This is a genomic window from Vibrio sp. V08_P9A1T1 (assembly GCF_963874405.1).
In the GTDB taxonomy this organism is placed as follows: domain Bacteria; phylum Pseudomonadota; class Gammaproteobacteria; order Enterobacterales; family Vibrionaceae; genus Vibrio; species Vibrio anguillarum.
The window spans coordinates 42,197-62,512 of the sequence record NZ_CAWNIB010000111.1 but is presented as its reverse complement, the minus strand read 5'-3'; the positions used below and the strand labels follow the sequence as shown (position 1 = coordinate 62,512).

Here is a 20,316-nt window from a genome sequence, read left to right as displayed (position 1 = left end):
ATGACTCAAAAACCTTTATAAAGTTCATGAATTCAGATTAAACGGCTTTCACCTTAACCACGTCTGCAGAATGAATGATCTCTTTTTTGGGGGTATTAAAAAGCCCTGTTGCGCCATTGGCATAATCTTTCGGTGGCTGTTCCAAAATGTCATCGTTGCTTTTATCTGTATCATTATGCAGAGCGATTTTTTTGATAAATGGGTTATCTTGCTCTGGCATATTCGGCAGAATTTCGGACGATGTTTTGGCCATGTGTTGATACAGTTTTGTATAATCTTTACCTAGTGTATCGAGTATTTCTGCCGCTTGAGCAAAATGATCCGACAATTCTTGGCGTTGTTGTTCCAAACTAAATTTCGCGTTATCTAATTCTTTTTGTAGAGACTTTTGGTTTTTATATTGAGGCGTAGTCAATCGTGAAATGACCATTCCCAACACGGCCCCTACTAGCAAGCCTACAATGGCATATATCCAAGGCATAACAGCTCCTTATTGTTGTTATTTAACATGTTTTTTACCTGTTGGTTACACACGTCGCTTGGACATGTTACTATGACTGCTCTAGCCAATAAAGCGAAATACACGAAATAGCAGTTTCCATTTTCTTTAGTGCAGTAGGCGGTCATGACACCAAAACAGCGATATGAACACGATGTAAAAAAACTCGGTTTTCAACGAGACTCTGCTCAAGAAAGCGCCGTCGATGCGCTGGATTTACTCTACCATCAGTTTCAGGATTATCTTAACCAACCAGTTAAGCCCTCCGCGGTTTGGACCAAATGGCTTGGTCGTCAACCTGAACAGCCTAACTTACCTAAAGGGCTCTATTTTTGGGGCGGTGTCGGGCGAGGAAAAACCTATCTAATGGATACGTTTTTTGAGGCTCTGCCAACCACTCGCAAAATGCGAGTGCATTTCCACCGTTTTATGTACCGAGTTCATGATGAGTTGAAGGCGCTGGCTGGAGTTGAAGAGCCTTTAGAAAAGGTTGCCGATATTTTTAAGTCTGAAACGGAAATTATCTGTTTTGATGAATTTTTTGTATCAGATATTACCGATGCGATGATTTTGGGTACCTTGTTCCAAGCACTGTTTAAGCGCGGCATTATCTTAGTGGCGACATCGAACATTCCACCGCACGACTTATACCGCAACGGCTTGCAGCGAGCACGCTTTCTCCCTGCAATTGCTTTGATTGAATCACACTGTCATGTGTTGAACGTCGATAGTGGCATTGATTATCGCTTAAGAACATTAGAGCAAGCGGAAATTTACCACTATCCATTGGATGAAGCAGCAAGCCACAATTTACAACATTACTATAGGCAATTGGTTGGTGACGAGAAAAAAGAAGCACGCAGTGAGATTGAAATCAATCATCGAACCCTCTCTGTTGTAAAGGCTAGTGATGGTATTTTACATGCGACATTTGAACAGTTATGCCAAACGGCAAGAAGCCAAAACGATTACATTGAGTTGTCCAAAATTTACCATACAGTACTGCTGGCTGATGTGAAGCAAATGGATCGCGCCATCGATGATGCAGCGCGGCGTTTTATTGCGTTGATTGATGAATTTTATGAACGACATGTAAAAGTAATTATCTCCGCCGAAGTGGCGCTGGACGATCTGTATCTGCATGGGCAACTGGAGTTTGAATTCAAACGTTGTCAGTCGCGGTTAATTGAAATGCAAAGTCATGAGTATTTATCAAGGGAACATCTGGCCTAGCTCAATCCGAACACTTTTAAAGCAAAATAAAAAATTCGTGATTTTGTTCAAAAAGAGGTGATTTTTTCTACTGACTTCCCTATAATCCTGCGACCCACCGTTACTGCAGGCCTGTTTCTGTGAAACGAGAGGCCGAGAGAAACCAAACGCTCGAAGGGGCAACTTTGGACTCTTAGACAGTGGGGGCATTTTAATGCTCCTTTTAGTGTAAATTTTATTTAACGGGTTATTATTAGCATGAAAACTTTCGTTGCTAAACCAGAAACTGTAAAACGCGACTGGTATATCGTAGACGCTGAGGGTAAAACTCTAGGTCGTCTAGCAAGTGAAATTGCATCTCGCCTACGTGGCAAACATAAAGCTGAATACACTCCTCACGTGGACACTGGTGATTACATCATCGTTGTAAACGCTGAGAAAGTTACTGTAACTGGTAACAAAGCAGCAGCTAAAACTTACTACCGTCACACTGAATTTCCAGGCGGCTTAAAATCAATCACTTTCGACAAGCTGATTATTCGTAAGCCAGAGATGGTTATTGAGCTAGCGGTTAAAGGTATGCTACCACGTGGTCCTCTAGGCCGTGCTATGTACCGTAAGCTGAAAGTTTACGCTGGCGCTGAGCACAACCATGCTGCTCAACAACCAAAAGTACTAGACATCTAATTGGGGATTTCGAAAATGGCAGAGAATCAATACTACGGCACTGGCCGTCGCAAAAGCTCAGCTGCACGCGTTTTTATTAAACCAGGCAGCGGCAACATTGTAATCAACAAGCGTAGCCTTGATGTTTACTTTGGTCGTCCAACTTCTCGCATGGTTGTTAAACAACCTCTTGAGCTAGTTGAACTAACTGAGAAACTAGATCTATACATCACTGTTAAAGGTGGTGGTATTTCTGGTCAAGCTGGTGCTATCCGTCACGGTATCACTCGCGCTCTAATGGAATACGACGAATCACTACGTCCTGTTCTACGTGCAGCTGGCTACGTTACTCGCGACGCTCGTTGCGTTGAACGTAAGAAAGTTGGTCTGCGTAAAGCACGTCGTAAACCACAATTCTCTAAGCGTTAATCTTTTTTCAAAAGATTCGCTTCCAGTGTTACTGGATTGTGGTTCAAAAGCCCGGTATTTATACCGGGCTTTTTGTTTTTTGGTGTTAGCAAACACTCATTTTTTTAATCACATCATTTGGTTGTTGCTCTTTAATCTTCCTTTTGTGACCTCACGTGCGATTTACTTCACGAATGTTACGAAAAGGTAGCTTTATCTTGTCAAAAAGTAGGGTTTTATTTATGATTTGCCATCAAATAAATACAACTAGATTCGTATTTTGTTAGCCATGCTCTTGATAAGCGGAATAATAATAATCCACAGGGAGCAAATGGGAGAATGTTTGGATGAGCAATGCGCCTTTAAATAACGGTCGCAGACGTTTCTTAACCGCGACAACAGCCGTTGTCGGAGGGTTAGGAGCCGCTGCTGTCGCCGTTCCTTTTATTAAATCTTGGAACCCAAGTGCCAAAGCCAAAGCGGCTGGAGCCCCCGTTGAAGTTGAAATCGGTAAACTTGAAGAGGGGCAAATGGTTCGTGTTGAGTGGCGAGGAAAACCTGTTTGGGTTGTTCGTCGTTCTCAATCAGTGGTCGATGGGCTAAAAGATATCGAAAACCAACTTCGAGATCCTCAATCGGATGAGCAGCAGCAGCCTAATTATGCGCAAAATGCTTATCGATCGATTAAACCTGAATATTTCGTTGCTGTGGGTATTTGTACTCACCTTGGCTGTTCACCTACTTATTTGCCTGATTCTTTTAGTGAACAAGTTCAAGGGGTTAAATCTGGTTTTTTCTGTCCTTGCCATGGTTCGAAATTTGATATGGCGGGTCGAGTTTTTCAAGGTGTTCCGGCACCACTAAACTTGGTTATCCCTCAATATATGTATCTTAGCGATACTCGTATTGTCATAGGATTAGATGAGACCGGGGAGGCTGCATAATGCAAGTTTTACTTGATTGGGTAGAAAAGCGTTTACCTGCAATGAACGCTTACAAAAAACACCTATCTGAATATCCAATGCCGAAAAACTTTAACTTTTGGTATTTGTTTGGATCGTTAGCCATGTTGGTTCTTGTTAACCAACTGCTCACTGGCGTGTGGCTAACCATGAACTATGTGCCATCAGGTGAAGGGGCTTTTGCATCTGTTGAATACATAATGCGTGATGTTGAGTATGGTTGGTTACTGCGCTATATGCACTCCACTGGCGCTTCAGCTTTCTTTGTGGTGATTTATCTACATATGTTCCGTGGCTTAATTTACGGCTCCTATCAGAAGCCTCGTGAGCTGCTATGGCTATTTGGCATGCTGATCTTCTTAGTGTTGATGGCCGAAGCCTTTATGGGATACTTGCTACCATGGGGACAAATGTCCTATTGGGGAGCGCAAGTTATTATCTCTTTGTTCGGTGCAATCCCCGTTATCGGCGATGATTTAACTCTATGGATACGTGGTGACTACGTTATTTCAGGTGCCACTCTGAACCGTTTCTTTGCACTGCATGTGATTGCTTTACCTATTGTTTTATTGTTGCTAATTGTTCTCCATATATTAGCACTGCATGAAGTCGGCTCTAATAACCCTGACGGTATCGAAACCAAAGTACCAAAAGGGTCGATGGGCGATGATTATAAAACGCAGTTTAAATTTCACGACTACTACACCAAGAAATATGACATCATTGATTCGATTCCATTCCATCCTTACGGGACAGTGAAAGATCTTATTGGTGTAGCCGGTTTCTTAATCCTGTTCTGTTATGTGTTGTTCTTTAACCCAGAGATGGGGGGCTACTTCCTTGAGCCGCCTAACTTTGAAGCGGCAAACCCACTAAAAACGCCAGCACACATCGCACCTGTTTGGTATTTCACGCCTTTCTATGCAATTTTACGTGCTGTTCCTGATAAGTTAATTGGTGTGGCTGCGATGGGTGCATCGATTGTGGTGTTGTTCTTATTGCCATGGCTGGATCGTTGTAAGGTTCGTTCTTACCGTTATCGTAGTAAGTTCCACTTAATCAATATTATTCAGTTCACTATCTGCTTTATTGCGTTAGGTGTTTTAGGTGCGTTACCTGCGACAGCCACTTACACAATGCTTGCACGTATATTTAGCGTTGGTTACTTCATGTTCTTTGTTTTGTTGTTCTTCTACAGCAAAAATGAAGCAACGAAACCATTACCAGAGAGGGTGACATTTAAATGAAAAAGTGGATTGTAATTTTGTTTGCAATGCTGCCATCTCTTGCTTTGGCAGCTGGCGCAAATGTACATTTAGATAAAGCAAATAATGATTTAACAGATCAAGCATCACTGCAGCATGGTGCAAAGCTATTCATGAACTACTGTTTTGGTTGCCACTCAACTCAGTACCAGCGTTATGAGCGTGTAGCGAATGATTTGAATATTCCCTCGGATTTGATGAAAGAGAATTTGATCTTTGATCCGAATGCCAAAATTGGTCAACTGATGGAGAATGCGATTCCAGATAAGTCGGCAGCGAAATGGTTTGGTGCACCGCCACCAGATTTAACGCTTGTGGCTCGTGTTCGAGGAACAGATTGGTTGTATACTTACCTTCGCTCATTTTATGCCGATCCTAGCCGGCCCTTTGGCGTAAACAACATCGTATTCCCAAGTGTCGGTATGCCTCATGTGCTTGAAGAGCTACAAGGGATCCCGCAACCAGTTTATGGTACTCATATTGTCAATGGCGAGGAAGTCAAGGCTGTTATTGGTGCCGAGTCTGATGGAACGGGTGAGCTGAGCCAAAGTGAGTATGATCAAGCGGTCCGTGACATTGTTAACTTCCTTGAATATTCAGCAGAACCAGTAAAGCTTGAACGTCAAACTTTAGGTTGGTGGGTAATGGCATTCCTTGTGCTATTTACTATCGTGGTTGTTCTATTGAAGAAAGAATATTGGCGTGATGTGCATTAATTGTGCTACCATGCGGCGTTAATTTCTAATTTTTAGAATCTTCAATGGAGGCTTGGCCTCCATTGTTTTTATATCTGTAAGTGTGCTGGAGGGCTCCATGGCTGTAGCTGCCAATAAACGTTCTGTGATGACGCTATTTTCGAGTGCATCTGATATGTATAGTCATCAGGTACGTATTGTTCTAGCGGAAAAAGGTGTCAGTGTTGAAGTAGAATTAGTTGATGAAACCAATCTGCCAGCTGACCTTATTGAGCTAAACCCATATAAGACAGTACCAACGTTAGTTGATCGTGAGCTTGCTCTTTATGACTCAAAGATCATCATGGAATACCTAGATGAGCGTTTCCCTCATCCACCGCTGATGCCTGTTTATCCTGTGGCTCGTGGTAATAGCCGTTTGATGATTTACCGTATTGAGAAAAACTGGTACTCACTGGCTGAGAAAGTCGTGAAGGGTAATGCGGAAGAGTCAGAAGCTGCTCGTAATAAATTACGCAATGATCTGCTTACTCTTGGTCCTGTGTTCGCGGAATACGAATATTTTATGAGTGAAGAGTTTAGCCTCATTGACTGCTATTTAGCTCCATTACTATGGCGCTTACCTATTTTGGGTATTGATCTGATTGGTCCTGGCTCTAAAGAGCTTAAAGTATATATGAATCGTGTTTTTGAGCGTGATTCATTCTTGGCTTCTTTAACAGAAGCTGAACGTGAGATGCGTTTAGTTCGTTAAGGCAGTTTGATGGATATCTCTCAAATGACTCCTCGCCGACCTTATATGCTTAGAGCATTTTATGATTGGCTATTAGAAAATGAATTGACTCCTCATGTTGTTGTGGATGCTACTCTTACAGGTGTACGAGTGCCGATGGAGTTTGTGCAAGATGGACAAATTATCCTTAATCTTGCCCCAAGAGCGATAGGTAACCTTGAGCTTGGCAATGAAGCGATTACGTTCAATGCTCGCTTTGGCGGACGTCCTCATTCGGTCATAGTGCCTTTGTACGCAGTGCAAGCTATCTATGCACGTGAAAACGGTGCAGGTACTATGTTCGAACCTGAAGAGGCCTATATCCCTTATCTAGAAGCGGGCATAACAGAGGAATCTGAACAAGAGCCGATGTTAAGCGTTGCTTCTCAAGAAGATGAGGAATTATTAGAGACTCGAGCACAAGAAACCTCTCGGCCGAAGGGAAAACCAAGCTTAAGAGTTATTAAGTAACTCATTTTCACACATTAAGCAGTCATGATCGAAAAAGCAGCGATATTCGCTGCTTTTTTTCTAAAAAAACAAAGGATAACCGAGGTTATTCGCTGTATTGAAATGCCTTAATCACCTGTTTTACGCCTGATATGTTTCGGGCAATATCACTGGCTAGATTAGCCTGTTCTGCCGAGACATAGCCAAGTAAAAATACTTCTCTATTTTCTGTGATTACTTTGATTTTGATTGTGTTCAGTTCAGAATTGGCCAACAGCGCTGATTTTACTTTAGTCGTAATCCAACTGTCGTTACTGATTTCGCCAATTGATAAAGGCGCTTTTATTCTGACTTGATTATGAATGGTTTTGACCCCTTTTGTCTCACGTGCTTTATTTTCAAACTCATTGAGTAATCCGGAGTTTTCAGCTTGTCCCATCAACACGACAATCCCTTGATAAGAACTGGCCGTAATGCGAGTTTTTCCGTTAAAGGGGGCTTTATTGGCGATACCTGCTACTTCAAATTCGATGTTATTATCATTCCAAATTTCTTGAGTGGTTCGAGGGTCTGTTACTAGGCTCGCTGTTGTTGCCGCGCCAGCAAGGATAACTCCTGCACAACCTGATACAGCAAAGCTCAACAGTAGAATGAGTGAAAGTTTTAATCTATTCATTGTCTATTCTTCATGAGAAGGGAAAAGGACTTGATCAATCAAGTCACATAAGCAGTGTAGGGTGACCATATGAACTTCATGGATTCGAGCCGTCCGCTGCGAGGGGATGCGGATCTCCACATCATTTTCACCTAGAAGACCAGCCATCTCTCCACCGTCTTTGCCTGTGAGAGCGATAATCGTCATATCACGAGTCACAGCCGCTTCCATCGCTTTAATGATGTTTTTGCTGTTACCACTGGTTGAAATAGCCAACAAAACATCACCAGGTTGACCAAATGCACGTACCTGTTTAGAGAATATTTCTTGGTAGTGATAGTCGTTAGCAACTGCGGTTAACGTGGTATTGTCTGCGGTTAATGCAATGGCGGGTAAACTCGGACGTTCAGTTTCAAAACGGTTCAGTAAGCAAGAAGAAAAAAGCTGGGCATTGGCCGAAGAGCCACCATTACCGCAACAGAGAATTTTATGACCGTTAAGTAGCGTTGCCACCATGGCTTGTGCAGCATGCGTGATCGCATGGGGTAGTGCTTCAGCAGCCGCAATTTGAATTTGGATGCTTTCGGTAAAACTGTCTTTAATGCTGTCGAGCATCGTTTATCCTTGAGTTATTGCGTTTTTAATCCACTCAATGTGGTGCACATCTTGGTGGATGGCGATCACATCGAAACGAAAATCGGTGTCATAGGGCGATAGGCCATGTTTCAGTAGCCATAAATTCGCGGTTTTCATCAACTTTGCCATTTTTGCGGTAGTAACCATTTCTGCGGCATGCCCATGACATTGGTTTTTTCTGTATTTAACCTCTACGAACACTAAGGTGTTTTTATCTCGCATAATGAGGTCGATTTCACCGACTTTGGTATTGAAATTTTGTTCAATAAAAGCCAAACCACAACCTAATAAATAGTGTTTGGCTGCGGCTTCATACTGTTGACCAACTGCGCGGCGACTAAAAAGCGCCATGCACCGCCCAACTGATCTCTCTCTGTACCACGCATTGCTCATCAATACTTAATGTGCCTGTTTTGCCATCGATACTATACCCCTCGACGACCTTCATTTGTGGCAACTCAATCATTAACTGATAAGCATCCATACCTAATGCTTGTAAGCGCCGCTCGCTATTGGAGTTCTTTGGCCACAATTGGTTCATTTCATTATCCAGCATTGAATTGGGATGAATGAGTAATGGAATATCGCTATAAGTTACACCAGAGAGGTCTTCATACTGTGTGTTACCACTGTTACTACGAGAGTTTGAGAACAGTTTAGGTGGCTTAGTGTCAGGGTTAATTGCGACCTCGATAAAGGGTTTAATTAAAGTCAATTCTGCGCTGTTAGCCACGATATAAACCGAATCGATATCACGACGACTGCGGGGCAGGCTTTGCAAATCAATACCCATCAACGCATCCATTTGCGCGATATTTTGTTGGCTATCTTGTAGACCAAATACTGAGTTAATGTTGCGTTGCAATTGACGCTTATCACCAAATAGGTTCACCGATACTTTATTCTTGCTGTATTTTTGCCATTCTGCGTTAAACGCTTCTACTACACGCTGGCCGTAATTACCTTGAGGAGCGAGTATTAAAGGGTACTGATAGCCTTGGCTAAACAGATACTTAGCGGCTTGTTCAACCTCTTGCTCTGGCGAAAGTGCAAGATAGCAAGTGTTAGGATGATCTTCAATTTGGTCTGGAATATTCAACGCCAGCGTAGGGATAGAAGCTAAGCGTGCTTGTTGAAGCTTATGTAGATTCTCGATGTTCTCTTTGATGAGTGGCCCAACAATGAAATCAATGTTTTTTTCAATCAGTTGCTTGTCTATGAGCGCGGCGTCTTCGGCATTGGTATCAATCACAGTCAAGGTAGCATTGAGGTCACGGTTACGGTCATTCATCATCGCCATGATAAAGCCATCACGGATCAGTTGAGCTTGTGTGGCAAACTTTCCTGAAAGAGGAAGTAACAACGCGGTGTTAGTGGGTTTGATGATTTTCAGCGCTAAAATATCTTGTATCGCTTTAGGTGTATAACGAGCCGCTGGGTGATTGCTGTTTTCTGCAAGCCATTTTTCGAGCGTATTCTTCAACTGCGGAATATTGCTATTGAGCGTTTTCATATATACAGCCAGTTGTAGCCAGCCATCGAGCACGTTTTCGTTAGGCTCTGGATTTAATTGGGTAATTTCACGCTCGCTATAGTGATTGAAATTGAGCCAAATTTGATCGGCAATCGCCTCTTGCTCGGCATCATCAACGTAAGTGCTTAATGCAATAAGCTCCCTACTTGAATCAAAAGGGCGGCTGAGCGCGGTAAAAATATCGGCGCGCATTTGATGGTATTGAGCCCATGTTTCAGGGCTTAGCTTCCACCAAGCCTGAAAATTAAGCTGAGAGAGCGCTTGTGAAAACTGTTCCGCATTACTCAACAACTGCGCCTTAGCCATTTGCCATTCAGCTTGTTGCGCTTCAGAGAGCGACTGTTTGGCTAAGCGCATAATCAACAGTTGCGCTTGTTCGCTGTTGTTTTCGTTAATGGCGGCTTTAAGAGCCATGATCAACCAATCATTTTGCAGTGAACCTTGGCTACTATCTGCTTGCATCAAGTAAGTTTGCGCTGACTTGGTGGGATCTTGCGTAATATCGACTGAGGTGGGCGTCGACGGTGAAGACGAACACGCCGCCAAAGCCATTGCTAATGCAACGGGCGTGAATAAGCGTGGTACACTGAGTCTCGGATGGTTCTTCATAGCCATGAGTTCTTTCGTTATTCCGTGTAAAATTGTCTCTATATTAATCGTTGAAGTGATGGTAAACAAATGACAGATAGCAAAACCTTGCCAGCAGAGATCCCAACTCTCTACATTGTTCCTACGCCAATTGGCAATTTGGGTGATATTACCCAGCGAGCCATTGAAGTACTCTCAAGTGTTGATGTTATCGCTGCGGAAGATACACGCCATACTGGCAGACTTCTCGCTCACTTCAATATCCAGACTAAAACCTTTGCCTTGCATGATCACAACGAACAGCAAAAAGCACAAGTGTTAGTCGATAAATTATTATCAGGGCAATCTATTGCGTTGGTTTCTGATGCAGGAACGCCACTGATCAGTGATCCAGGGTACCATCTTGTCAATCAATGTCGTCAAGCTGGTGTGAGAGTTGTGCCACTTCCGGGCGCCTGTGCTGTGATTACTGCGCTCAGTGCATCAGGCTTGCCTTCTGATCGTTTCAGTTTTGAAGGTTTTTTGCCGCCGAAAAGCAAAGGGCGTAAAGATAAATTCCTAGAGATCGCTAAGGCTGAACGCACCTGTATTTTTTATGAGTCACCACACCGAATTAGCGAATCACTGCAAGATATGTTAGCTATCTTAGGGCCAGATCGTAACGTGGTGCTAGCCCGCGAGCTCACCAAAACCTTCGAGACGATTCAAGGTTTGCCGTTAGGCGAACTGATTAATTGGATTAATGAAGATGAGAACCGCAAGCGTGGTGAAATGGTGTTACTGATCCATGGTTACAGAGAAAGCGTGGACGATAGCTTGCCGGACGAAGCATTGCGCAGTTTAGCGATTTTGACAAAAGAGCTGCCTCTGAAAAAAGCGGCCGCATTGGCGGCTGAAATTTATAACCTTAAGAAAAATGCCCTTTATAAGTGGGGGCTTGAAAACCTATCTGCTTAATTAGCCAGCGGCATCTTGATGTTTTAAATCGATGGATAATTAAACGCTTAAGCGTGAATTAAACACAGAAGTTGTTTGAGCCTAGACAGTACCTATCTTTCTCTATACAATCCGCCCTCGGAGTTGACTGGGTAGTCGCTGCTTCATTGATGTCCTTTAGCCTTGTGCTGGGGAGACTGATGGAGGGGAGGAAAGTCCGGGCTCCATAGAGCAGGGTGCCAGGTAACGCCTGGGGGGCGAAAGCCTACGACAAGTGCAGCAGAGAGAAGACCGCCGATGGCCCAATTTCTTCGGAATGGGCACAGGTAAGGGTGAAAGGGTGCGGTAAGAGCGCACCGTGCGTCTGGCAACAGTTCGTAGCAAGGTAAACTCCACCCGGAGCAAGACCAAATAGGCTTCCACATTGCGTTGCTCGCGTAAGGAAGCGGGTAGGTTGCTTGAGCCAGTGAGTGATTGCTGGCCTAGACGAATGGCTACTGCCGCGCAAGCGGAACAGAACCCGGCTTATACGTCAACTCCACCTATTGCAGACCCATCATAACTCTTGCGGTTATGATGGGTTTTTTGCTTTTTATTGACGAAAATTATTTCGTAAGCACTAAACTTAGCGCAATATCACGTGATGCCAACGTCAAGTGGTAGCGATGCGGCGTTAAATCAGTAAACTGAATACTTGCGCCGTAGCCGATTGCTATATTTCAGCTTTAGCCCGATGAGAAAACGATGACTGAACCTTTTCAACACATTTCTGTACTACTGAATGAATCTATTGATGGCCTTGCTATCAAACCAGACGGTATTTATATCGACGGCACGTTTGGCCGTGGTGGTCATAGTCGTACAATTCTCTCTAAGTTGGGTGACAATGGTCGTCTGTACAGCATAGATCGCGATCCACAAGCGATTGCTGAAGCTGGAAAAATTAACGACCCGCGTTTTACTATCATTCATGGCCCATTTTCTGGCATGGCACAATACGCTGAGCGCTACGATCTGGTCGGGAAAGTGGATGGAGTACTACTTGATTTAGGCGTTTCCTCGCCGCAGTTGGACGATGCCGAGCGCGGTTTTAGTTTCATGAAAGATGGCCCGCTTGATATGCGTATGGACCCGACGTCAGGGATCCCTGTCTCGCAGTGGCTTGCGCAAGCCGATTTGGACGACATTACTTGGGTGATTCGTGAATTTGGTGAAGACAAGCACGCGCGCCGTATTGCCAAAGCGATTGTCGCTTACCGTGAAGACGATGAAAAAGAGCCTCTGACGCGCACCAGTCAATTGGCTAAACTGATTTCAGAAGCTGCGCCGAAAAGCTTTAAAGAGAAAAAGCACCCGGCTACGCGCTCATTTCAAGCATTTCGTATCTATATCAATAGTGAATTAGAAGAGATCGACACTGCATTAAAAGGCGCAGCTAAGATCTTAGCCCCACAAGGGCGTTTATCGGTGATCAGTTTCCATTCGCTTGAAGATCGCATGGTCAAACGTTTTATTCGTAAAGAGAGTAAAGGCCCAGAGGTTCCACATGGTTTGCCGTTAACAGAAATACAAATTCAGGCATTGGGCTCAGCCAACTTAAAACCAGTTGGGAAAGCGATTATGCCAACTAAAGAAGAGGTGGAACTCAATCCCCGTTCACGCAGCTCAGTATTACGAGTTGCTGAAAAACTGTAGTCCATGTCTAAGTCGCCGCCTAACTTAACCAAACTGATTGCACTTGACCTGTTTACGGTGGGTCGAGTGCCGCTTATTTTGTTAATGTTAATTTTTGCCAGTGCGATGGGAGTGGTGTTTATTACCCACCATTCTAGGCAGGCGATTTCAGAAAAAGATCAAACCTTAGTTGAGCGCGAGCGGCTCGATAATGAATGGCGTAACCTCATTCTTGAGGAAACGGCCCTCGCAGAACATAGCCGCGTGCAGAATCTTGCCAAACAAGAGCTGGAAATGAAGCGACCTGATTCTGATAAAGAAGTGGTGATTACGCTCAAATGAAAAAAAACAAAGACAAAGCCCAAGCGGCACCTCGTCAAGAAAAAGCGACATCTCCTATTTTGATCCGTTGGCGATTCTATCTCATCCTCTTTTTTGTATTCGTTACTTTCGCTTTATTGGTTGGGCGCGTTGCCTTTATCCAAATTATCGAACCGGATAATTTGATCCGCGAAGGGGATATGCGCTCTGTCCGAGCCAAAACCTTGCCATCGGCACGCGGAATCATTTCAGATCGTAATGGTGAACCTCTCGCAGTCAGTGTTCCTGTCGATGCAGTATGGGCTGATCCTGTAGCTATTTTTAAAGCCGGCGGCTTAGTTGAACGTGAACGTTGGTACGCACTGGCTGATGTGTTAGGCATTAAGCGCAGTGAGCTGCTGAAAAAAATTGAAGAGAACCAAACCCGCCGTTTTATCTATTTGCAGCGTCAAGTGAGCCCTGCAATGGCCAATTATATTCGCGAACTTAAATTAGCGGGTGTGGGGCTCAAGGCCGAATCTCGCCGTTACTATCCAGCTGGTGAGGCGAGTGCGCACTTAATTGGTGTGACGGGCATCGATGGCCACGGTTTAGAAGGGGTTGAGCGCAGCTATGATAAATGGCTGACGGGGGAAGCTGGCAAACAGGTGATCCGCAAAGATCGGTATGGCCGAGTGGTGGAAAATATCTCGCTTGAAGAGCGTGAAGAGGGCAAGCCACTGGCGTTGACCATTGACCAACGTTTGCAAGCGATCGCCTTTCGTGCGGTCAAGCAAGCTGTGGCGGACTATCGTGCCACTTCGGCATCGGCCATTTTGCTCGACGTGAAAACGGGTGCGGTATTAGCGATGGTTAACGCCCCTTCATACAACCCCAATAACCGTTCCGATTGGCAAAGTTTTAAAATGCGTAACCGCGTGATTACCGACGCCTTTGAGCCGGGCTCAACTGTCAAACCTTTTGTGGTATTGGCCGCGCTTGAAAATGGCGTTGCGAATGACAAAACGGTGATTGATACAGGGAATGGCATCATGCAAATCGGCGGCAGTCGAGTGCGTGATACCTCAAAAGTCGGCAAAGCCGATTTAACCTTAATTCTGAAAAAATCGAGTAACATCGGAGTGGCTAAGCTGGCGCTTGAAATGCCTCTCGAAGCCCTATTAGGTATGTATACCTCTGTAGGGCTTGGTGAAATGTCCGGTTTAAACCTCGTCGGTGAGACTTTGGGTATTTTCCCGAATCGCCGCCGTTGGTCACCGTTTGAAATTGCCACCTTGGCATTTGGCTATGGTTTGTCAATTACCCCCATTCAGTTGGCTCATGCTTATGCCACTTTAGGCAATTTAGGTCAGTACCAACCAATCCATATTATTGACAGCAACCAGCAAGATTTATCACGCCAAGTGGTTGATAAAACTAATGCTAAGAAAGTGTTGGAAATGTTAGAAACCGTTACCCAACCCGGTGGCACAGCAACTCAAGCCGCGGTTCCGGGCTATCGTATTGCGGCCAAGTCAGGCACTTCGCGCAAAGCGATTGCCGGCGGTTATGGTGATGAATATTTTGCTTACACGGCAGGAGTGGCTCCAGTGAGCGACCCTCGAGTCTCGTTAGTGGTGATGGTGAATGAACCTCAAGGTGACTTATATTATGGCGGCTCCGTTGCCGGCCCTGTCTTTGCCGAAATAATGAAAGGAGCGTTGCAGATCCTCAATGTCGCTCCTGATGAAAATCGATTCCAAAAATAATTAAGAGAGAAGCACAATGACGCCGAGTATGTGTTTACAAGATCTCATCGCCCCTTGGCTTGACCTCGATGGCCATTCTATTTCAACGTTGTCGGTGACTCGTTTAGTGCTCGATAGCCGTAAAATATCACCCAATGATACCTTTATTGCAGTGGTCGGCCATGCCATCGACGGAAGGCAGTTTATTGATAGTGCCACTCAAGCTGAGGCGAATCTGGTATTGGCGCAAGCGTGTGGGCAGCATCCGCATGGCAGTATGACTACGGTCAATGGCGTGTTAGTGATTTACCTTGCTGATCTAAACCAACATCTATCTCAACTAGCATCGCGGCTTTATCGTTCGAAGACCAATACGTTGATTGGGGTTACGGGAACTAACGGTAAAACCACCATTACTCAATTAATTGCGCAGTGGATTGACTTGTTGGGCGAGAAAGCGGCGGTGCTGGGTACGACGGGGAATGGTTTTCTTAACCATTTACAGCCTGCCGCCAATACCACAGGTAATGCCATTGAGGTCCAAGAAACACTCTATCAATTAGCGCAGCAGGGCGCTCGCTATACCGCTCTGGAAGTCTCTTCGCACGGATTAGTTCAAGGGCGAGTTCAAGCATTGAAGTTTGCTGTGGGCGTGTTTTCTAACTTAAGTCGCGATCATCTCGATTATCATGGCACCATGGAAGAGTACGCCAAAGCAAAGCTCTCCTTATTTACCGCTCATCACTGCCAATACGCTGTCATTAATGCCGACGATGCGGTGGGGGCGAGTTGGTTAGCACAGCTGAAAGCACCGATTGCCGTCTCTTTAAAGCAGCAACCGCAATGCGCTAAAGCGCTGTGGGCGAGCTCGGTCTCTTACAGTGATAATGGTATTTCATTAACCTTCGACGGCTACTATGGTCAAGGTGAATTGAGCGTGCCGTTGATTGGCGAATTTAACGCCAGCAATCTTCTACTCGCGTTTGCCACTATGCTGACTTTAGGGTTTGATAAACAAGCCTTGATGACAACGGCTTCTCAACTGCAGCCAGTCTTAGGGCGAATGGAGCTCTTTCAAGCGCCAAATCGTGCGAAGATCGTCGTCGATTATGCACACACGCCCGATGCTTTGGAAAAAGCACTATTAGCACTTCGCGTTCATTGCCAAGGTCAGCTATGGGCGATTTTTGGTTGTGGTGGCGACCGTGATAAAGGCAAACGCCCGATGATGGCCGAAATTGCAGAGCGCTGCGCCGATAAGGTCATTTTGACCGACGATAACCCTCGTAGCGAAAAACCGGCAGACATTGTGCAAGATATGGTGGCAGGGCTTGAGTTTGCAAGTCGCGCACACGTTGAACACAATCGTTACGCTGCCGTGCAATACGCCCTGCAACATGCTGATCAGCAAGACATCATTTTATTGGCAGGTAAAGGGCATGAAGATTATCAAGTGATGGCCCATCAAACTATTCACTATTCGGATCGCGAAACGGCGCAAACCTTACTGGAGATAAGTGCATGATAGAAGTCTCTTTACAGCAATTGACGCACGTTTTGCATGCACAATTGGTTGGTTGTGATGTCACCGTGTCTGAGGTCTCGACCGACACGCGTCAAATCAAACCCGGTGCGCTCTTTGTTGCCTTGGTCGGTGATAAATTTGATGCTCATGAGTTTGCTGTACAAGCGGTTGCGTCTGGTGCAAAGGCGTTATTGGTTCAGAGCCCTTTGGCGGTTTCGGTTCCTCAACTGGTGGTTACCGACACCAAACTGGCGTTAGGCCAGCTTGGCGCTTGGGTTCACCAACAGTGTCAAACACCGACCGCTGCGATTACAGGCAGTTGCGGTAAAACCACAGTCAAAGAGATGGTGGCAAATATTTTATCAGCCAAAGGCCGCGTGCTCTTTACTGCTGGCAATTTTAATAATGATATCGGCGTGCCGCTCACTCTGCTTCGCTCTGGTCCTAATGATGCGTATGCGGTGATTGAGTTAGGGGCGAACCATATTGGTGAAATTGCTTATACCACCTCTTTAGTGAAGCCGGATGTCGCATTGGTGAACAATGTTGCCGCGGCGCATCTGGAAGGTTTTGGCTCAATTGAGGGCGTAAAACAGGCGAAAGGTGAAATTTATCAAGGCCTTGCTTCAGGTGCGACAGCCATTATTAATTTAGAAAGCCACGGTGGTGAGCGGTGGAGCGCTATTTTAGCGGACAAAACCGTTAAAACCTTTTCCAGCCGTCAAATGGCAGATTTTTACGCCCGTGGTATTAGGCTTAATGAACAAGGTGAAGCCCGGTTTGAAATGATCACACCCGTCGGTCATATTGATATTGGGCTCAATATTGTGGGTGAACATAACGTTTCTAATGCGTTGGCGGCGGCGGCATTAGCCATTGAGTTGGGGGCGAATCTTGAAGAGGTGCAGTACGGACTTGCGCATCTAGCTCAGGTGAAAGGGCGTGTTGATGTCACCCAATTGAGCACGACTGTGAAACTGATTGATGACAGTTACAATGCCAGTGTTCCAGCGATGAAAGCGGCGGTTGATCTACTTAACACTTTCTCTGCAAGGCGTTGGTTAATTTTAGGTAATATGGCTGAGTTGGGCGATGAAAGCCTTGCACTTCATCGTCAAGTCGGTGAACATGCTGCACCATTCCAGTTTGACTATGTCCTTACTTACGGTCGCGATGCAAAAGTGATCAGTGACCTATGCCATGGCCTCCATTTTGAAAGCCATGCGGACATGATTGCTTATATCGAGCAGCAATTATCACAATTCGATCAAGAGTCTCATACCTTACTTGTCAAAGGTGCAAACAGTGCGGGTATGAGTAAAATTGTGGCTGCTCTCAAGGAGAAATACTCATGATTATTTGGCTCGCGGATCTACTCCAGCCATACTTCTCTTTTTTTCGTCTGTTCGAATATCTCTCATTTCGGGCCATCGTCAGTATTTTAACCGCACTTGCTCTGTCGTTATGGATGGGGCCGCGCTTGATTAAACGTTTGCAACTACTGCAAATTGGTCAAGTAGTGCGGAACGACGGTCCAGAATCACATTTTAGTAAGCGCGGTACGCCAACCATGGGCGGTGTTATGATCCTCGCCTCTATCATTACTACCGTACTGCTGTGGACAGATCTCTCAAACCCTTACGTGTGGGCCGTACTTGCGGTGCTGCTTGGTTATGGCGTCGTCGGTTTTGTGGATGATTATCGCAAAGTGGTGCGTAAAAACAGTGATGGATTGATCGCGCGCTGGAAATACTTTTGGCAGTCGGCCATTGCGTTGATAGTGGCGTTTGCTCTCTATGCACATGGCAACGATACCGCAGCTACTCAGCTTGTGGTGCCTTTCTTTAAAGATGTGATGCCGCAACTGGGCTTGCTCTACATTGTGCTGACCTATTTTGTCATCGTCGGAACCAGTAACGCGGTGAACTTAACCGATGGTCTGGACGGTTTAGCCATCATGCCGACTGTTTTGGTTGCTGCCGGTTTTGCTGTGATTGCATGGGCAACTGGGAACGTCAATTTCGCCAGTTATCTGCATATTCCTTATGTTCCTTATGCCTCAGAGTTGGTGGTGGTGTGTACTGCAATTGTGGGGGCCGGTTTAGGTTTTCTGTGGTTCAACACTTATCCTGCGCAAGTCTTTATGGGCGATGTGGGTTCACTCGCTTTAGGCGGTGCACTCGGTACAATTGCAGTGTTGGTTCGTCAAGAGTTTGTGTTAGTGATCATGGGCGGCGTGTTTGTGATGGAAACCTTGTCGGTGATTTTACAAGTCGGTTCCTACAAATTGCGTGGTCAACGTATTTTCCGGATGGCCCCTATCCATCACCACTATGAATTGAAAGGTTGGCCAGAACCACGCGTGATCGTCCGTTTTTGGATTATCTCAATTGTGTTGGTGTTAGTGGGTTTGGCTACACTAAAAGTGCGCTAGTGATAGAGCAAAACGGTGTTGAATGGAATGAAGATGGATCGTTGGCAAACTGTTAATAATGTGGTGGTCGTGGGGCTGGGTATGACGGGTCTCTCGGTGGTTAACTACCTTTTGAGCTTAGATCGCTCGCTCACGATTAAGGTGATCGACACACGGGAAAACCCGCCAGGTCGAGAGCATTTAAGCTCGCAAGTTGAGCTACATTGTGGCGGCTGGAACAAAGCTTGGTTATTTGACGCAGACCTGATTGTGACTAATCCGGGCATTGCTTTAGCTACGCCAGAGATTCAACAGGCGTTAGCACAACATATTCCCGTGGTGGGCGATATTGAGCTCTTTGCTTGGCAGGTGGATAAGCCTGTTATCGCTATCACAGGAGCCAACGGCAAGAGCACAGTGACGGATTTAACCGGAGTACTTGCTAAAGCTGCTGGGGTTAAGGTTGCCGTTGGCGGCAATATTGGTGTGCCTGCTTTAGATCTACTTCAGCAAGAGGCCGATCTTTATGTGCTGGAGCTCTCAAGCTTCCAGCTAGAAACGACCTCAAGTTTAAAACTCGTCTCTGCTGCCTTTCTCAATCTGACTGAAGATCATATGGATCGCTACGATGGTATGGAATCGTATCGCCAAGCTAAATTGCGAATTTTTAAGTATGCGCAAGCGGCGGTCGTGAACGCCGATGATAGCCAGACGGAACCTCCCTCATTTTCAGGTCATATCGCACGTTTTTCCGTTGAACATGACGCGGACTATTGCACGCAAATGATTGATGGCAAATCGTTCTTAGTGGCGAAAGGCACGCCATTGTTGGCAAGCGAGGAACTCAGCTTAGTGGGACGACACAATAGTGCCAACGTGCTCACTGTGCTCGCACTGCTCGATTTGGCGGGTGTTGATTACTCATCTGCGCTTGATGCATTGAAATCTTACCGCGGGCTGACACATCGTTGTCAGGTTGTTGCTGATAATCACGGCGTAAAATGGGTCAATGACTCGAAAGCGACCAATGTCGCAAGCACTCAAGCGGCGTTGTCGGGGTTAAATTGCCAAGGGACTTTGTATCTGCTTGTGGGGGGCGTTGGCAAGGGCGCTGATTTCTCGCCATTAGCACCGATACTAAAAACATTGAACGTAAAACTGTGCTGTTTTGGCGTTGACGGTGGGCAATTCATGCCACTGCATCCATCGGCTCAGTTTTATTCATCGATGGAAGAGATTATCGTATCGATCAAACCGCAGCTGCGTCGTGGTGATATGGTGATGCTTTCGCCTGCTTGTGCCAGTTTTGATCAGTTTAAAAACTTTATGGCCAGAGGTGACGCCTTTGCCGAGCTTGCGCAGCGTTACGCTTAATCAA

The 20,316-nt window shown here is 45.5% G+C and carries 21 protein-coding genes and 1 other RNA gene; 17 read left to right on the top strand and 5 right to left on the bottom strand.

Annotated features, from left to right (window positions below; genetic code table 11):
* Nucleotides 1-37: 37 nt before the first annotated feature.
* Nucleotides 38-481, bottom strand: coding sequence for a Z-ring associated protein ZapG (gene zapG, locus AACT21_RS05850; protein ID WP_013856064.1), 444 nt, complete (start codon nt 479-481; stop codon nt 38-40).
* A 144-nt stretch (nt 482-625) separates the two neighbouring features.
* On the opposite strand from zapG, the gene zapE reads away from it, so the two are divergent.
* From zapE to sspB, 8 genes are all read left to right on the top strand, one after another.
* The gene (zapE, locus tag AACT21_RS05845) at nt 626-1,732 is read left to right on the top strand and encodes a cell division protein ZapE (RefSeq protein WP_017047454.1); all 1,107 of its coding nucleotides are present in this window, start codon (nt 626-628) and stop codon (nt 1,730-1,732) included.
* A gap of 237 nt (nt 1,733-1,969) precedes the next feature.
* Nucleotides 1,970-2,398: a 50S ribosomal protein L13 gene (gene rplM / locus AACT21_RS05840; RefSeq protein ID WP_013856066.1), complete on the top strand. Its 429-nt coding sequence runs from the start codon at nt 1,970-1,972 to the stop codon at nt 2,396-2,398.
* Nucleotides 2,399-2,413: 15 nt separating this feature from the next.
* Nucleotides 2,414-2,806 (top strand): 30S ribosomal protein S9, encoded by a 393-nt coding sequence (gene rpsI / locus AACT21_RS05835; RefSeq protein WP_010318040.1) that lies wholly within the window; start codon nt 2,414-2,416, stop codon nt 2,804-2,806.
* 326 nt (nt 2,807-3,132) lie between these two features.
* Entirely contained in the window at nt 3,133-3,729 is a 597-nt protein-coding gene (petA, locus tag AACT21_RS05830; protein WP_010318038.1) for a ubiquinol-cytochrome c reductase iron-sulfur subunit, read from the top strand.
* Nucleotides 3,729-4,994, top strand: a complete 1,266-nt coding sequence (locus tag AACT21_RS05825) for a cytochrome b (protein ID WP_017046505.1) — start codon at nt 3,729-3,731, stop codon at nt 4,992-4,994. The genes petA and AACT21_RS05825 overlap by 1 nt, the downstream gene beginning before the upstream one ends.
* Nucleotides 4,991-5,728 carry a cytochrome c1 gene (locus AACT21_RS05820; protein WP_094123837.1) on the top strand — a complete coding sequence of 246 codons (738 nt, stop codon included), beginning with the start codon at nt 4,991-4,993 and terminating at the stop codon, nt 5,726-5,728. The genes AACT21_RS05825 and AACT21_RS05820 overlap by 4 nt, the downstream gene beginning before the upstream one ends.
* Before the next feature lie 97 nt (nt 5,729-5,825).
* The gene (sspA, locus tag AACT21_RS05815) at nt 5,826-6,461 is read left to right on the top strand and encodes a stringent starvation protein SspA (protein ID WP_026027272.1); all 636 of its coding nucleotides are present in this window, start codon (nt 5,826-5,828) and stop codon (nt 6,459-6,461) included.
* Between the two features lie 9 nt (nt 6,462-6,470).
* Nucleotides 6,471-6,950 (top strand): ClpXP protease specificity-enhancing factor, encoded by a 480-nt coding sequence (gene sspB / locus AACT21_RS05810; RefSeq protein ID WP_026027949.1) that lies wholly within the window; start codon nt 6,471-6,473, stop codon nt 6,948-6,950.
* 85 nt (nt 6,951-7,035) lie between these two features.
* On the opposite strand, the gene AACT21_RS05805 is transcribed toward sspB, so the two are convergent.
* The 4 genes from AACT21_RS05805 to AACT21_RS05790 are packed head-to-tail and all read right to left on the bottom strand — an operon-like array spanning nt 7,036 to nt 10,363.
* Nucleotides 7,036-7,605, bottom strand: a complete 570-nt coding sequence (locus AACT21_RS05805) for a BON domain-containing protein (RefSeq protein ID WP_017042658.1) — start codon at nt 7,603-7,605, stop codon at nt 7,036-7,038.
* A 3-nt stretch (nt 7,606-7,608) separates the two neighbouring features.
* A complete protein-coding gene (locus AACT21_RS05800; RefSeq protein WP_010318025.1) occupies nt 7,609-8,199 on the bottom strand; it encodes a phosphoheptose isomerase in 591 nt (196 codons plus the stop codon).
* Nucleotides 8,200-8,202: 3 nt separating this feature from the next.
* Nucleotides 8,203-8,571: a YraN family protein gene (locus AACT21_RS05795; RefSeq protein ID WP_094163232.1), complete on the bottom strand. Its 369-nt coding sequence runs from the start codon at nt 8,569-8,571 to the stop codon at nt 8,203-8,205.
* Nucleotides 8,558-10,363, bottom strand: coding sequence for a penicillin-binding protein activator (locus AACT21_RS05790; RefSeq protein ID WP_094163231.1), 1,806 nt, complete (start codon nt 10,361-10,363; stop codon nt 8,558-8,560). Before AACT21_RS05790 ends, AACT21_RS05795 begins: the two co-directional genes overlap by 14 nt.
* Nucleotides 10,364-10,432: 69 nt before the next feature.
* Here AACT21_RS05790 and rsmI point away from each other — a divergent pair, with 69 nt between their 5' ends.
* The 9 genes from rsmI (at nt 10,433) to murD (ending at nt 20,312) form a co-directional block, all read left to right on the top strand.
* Complete coding sequence (gene rsmI / locus AACT21_RS05785) at nt 10,433-11,299, top strand: 16S rRNA (cytidine(1402)-2'-O)-methyltransferase (protein ID WP_013856074.1); 867 nt, start codon at nt 10,433-10,435, stop codon at nt 11,297-11,299.
* 119 nt (nt 11,300-11,418) lie between these two features.
* Nucleotides 11,419-11,822, top strand: an RNA gene (rnpB, locus tag AACT21_RS05780) — RNase P RNA component class A.
* Nucleotides 11,823-12,022: 200 nt separating this feature from the next.
* Nucleotides 12,023-12,973: a 16S rRNA (cytosine(1402)-N(4))-methyltransferase RsmH gene (gene rsmH, locus AACT21_RS05775; protein ID WP_010318016.1), complete on the top strand. Its 951-nt coding sequence runs from the start codon at nt 12,023-12,025 to the stop codon at nt 12,971-12,973.
* 3 nt (nt 12,974-12,976) lie between these two features.
* Nucleotides 12,977-13,294 (top strand): cell division protein FtsL, encoded by a 318-nt coding sequence (gene ftsL, locus AACT21_RS05770; protein ID WP_010318013.1) that lies wholly within the window; start codon nt 12,977-12,979, stop codon nt 13,292-13,294.
* Nucleotides 13,291-15,021, top strand: a complete 1,731-nt coding sequence (locus AACT21_RS05765; RefSeq protein WP_094147960.1) for a penicillin-binding transpeptidase domain-containing protein — start codon at nt 13,291-13,293, stop codon at nt 15,019-15,021. The genes ftsL and AACT21_RS05765 overlap by 4 nt, the downstream gene beginning before the upstream one ends.
* Nucleotides 15,022-15,037: 16 nt before the next feature.
* The gene (gene murE / locus AACT21_RS05760) at nt 15,038-16,525 is read left to right on the top strand and encodes a UDP-N-acetylmuramoyl-L-alanyl-D-glutamate--2,6-diaminopimelate ligase (protein WP_094163230.1); all 1,488 of its coding nucleotides are present in this window, start codon (nt 15,038-15,040) and stop codon (nt 16,523-16,525) included.
* Entirely contained in the window at nt 16,522-17,880 is a 1,359-nt protein-coding gene (locus tag AACT21_RS05755) for a UDP-N-acetylmuramoyl-tripeptide--D-alanyl-D-alanine ligase (protein ID WP_094163228.1), read from the top strand. The genes murE and AACT21_RS05755 overlap by 4 nt, the downstream gene beginning before the upstream one ends.
* Complete coding sequence (mraY, locus tag AACT21_RS05750; RefSeq protein ID WP_013856079.1) at nt 17,877-18,959, top strand: phospho-N-acetylmuramoyl-pentapeptide-transferase; 1,083 nt, start codon at nt 17,877-17,879, stop codon at nt 18,957-18,959. The genes AACT21_RS05755 and mraY overlap by 4 nt, the downstream gene beginning before the upstream one ends.
* A 15-nt stretch (nt 18,960-18,974) precedes the next feature.
* The gene (murD, locus tag AACT21_RS05745; protein WP_094123834.1) at nt 18,975-20,312 is read left to right on the top strand and encodes a UDP-N-acetylmuramoyl-L-alanine--D-glutamate ligase; all 1,338 of its coding nucleotides are present in this window, start codon (nt 18,975-18,977) and stop codon (nt 20,310-20,312) included.
* Nucleotides 20,313-20,316: the final 4 nt, after the last annotated feature.

Bases quoted from the DNA above. Each gene is read 5' to 3' on its own strand.
- sspA (WP_026027272.1), top strand. From the start codon at position 5,826: ATGGCTGTAGCTGCCAATAAACGTTCTGTGATGACGCTATTTTCGAGT.
- zapE (WP_017047454.1), top strand. From the start codon at position 626: ATGACACCAAAACAGCGATATGAACACGATGTAAAAAAACTCGGTTTT.
- AACT21_RS05790 (WP_094163231.1), bottom strand. From the start codon at position 10,363: ATGAAGAACCATCCGAGACTCAGTGTACCACGCTTATTCACGCCCGTT.
- sspB (WP_026027949.1), top strand. From the start codon at position 6,471: ATGGATATCTCTCAAATGACTCCTCGCCGACCTTATATGCTTAGAGCA.
- AACT21_RS05795 (WP_094163232.1), bottom strand. From the start codon at position 8,571: ATGGCGCTTTTTAGTCGCCGCGCAGTTGGTCAACAGTATGAAGCCGCA.
- rsmH (WP_010318016.1), top strand. From the start codon at position 12,023: ATGACTGAACCTTTTCAACACATTTCTGTACTACTGAATGAATCTATT.
- mraY (WP_013856079.1), top strand. From the start codon at position 17,877: ATGATTATTTGGCTCGCGGATCTACTCCAGCCATACTTCTCTTTTTTT.
- AACT21_RS05820 (WP_094123837.1), top strand. From the start codon at position 4,991: ATGAAAAAGTGGATTGTAATTTTGTTTGCAATGCTGCCATCTCTTGCT.
- rplM (WP_013856066.1), top strand. From the start codon at position 1,970: ATGAAAACTTTCGTTGCTAAACCAGAAACTGTAAAACGCGACTGGTAT.
- murE (WP_094163230.1), top strand. From the start codon at position 15,038: ATGACGCCGAGTATGTGTTTACAAGATCTCATCGCCCCTTGGCTTGAC.
- petA (WP_010318038.1), top strand. From the start codon at position 3,133: ATGAGCAATGCGCCTTTAAATAACGGTCGCAGACGTTTCTTAACCGCG.
- AACT21_RS05755 (WP_094163228.1), top strand. From the start codon at position 16,522: ATGATAGAAGTCTCTTTACAGCAATTGACGCACGTTTTGCATGCACAA.
- rpsI (WP_010318040.1), top strand. From the start codon at position 2,414: ATGGCAGAGAATCAATACTACGGCACTGGCCGTCGCAAAAGCTCAGCT.
- AACT21_RS05765 (WP_094147960.1), top strand. From the start codon at position 13,291: ATGAAAAAAAACAAAGACAAAGCCCAAGCGGCACCTCGTCAAGAAAAA.
- AACT21_RS05800 (WP_010318025.1), bottom strand. From the start codon at position 8,199: ATGCTCGACAGCATTAAAGACAGTTTTACCGAAAGCATCCAAATTCAA.
- AACT21_RS05825 (WP_017046505.1), top strand. From the start codon at position 3,729: ATGCAAGTTTTACTTGATTGGGTAGAAAAGCGTTTACCTGCAATGAAC.
- ftsL (WP_010318013.1), top strand. From the start codon at position 12,977: ATGTCTAAGTCGCCGCCTAACTTAACCAAACTGATTGCACTTGACCTG.
- AACT21_RS05805 (WP_017042658.1), bottom strand. From the start codon at position 7,605: ATGAATAGATTAAAACTTTCACTCATTCTACTGTTGAGCTTTGCTGTA.
- rsmI (WP_013856074.1), top strand. From the start codon at position 10,433: ATGACAGATAGCAAAACCTTGCCAGCAGAGATCCCAACTCTCTACATT.
- zapG (WP_013856064.1), bottom strand. From the start codon at position 481: ATGCCTTGGATATATGCCATTGTAGGCTTGCTAGTAGGGGCCGTGTTG.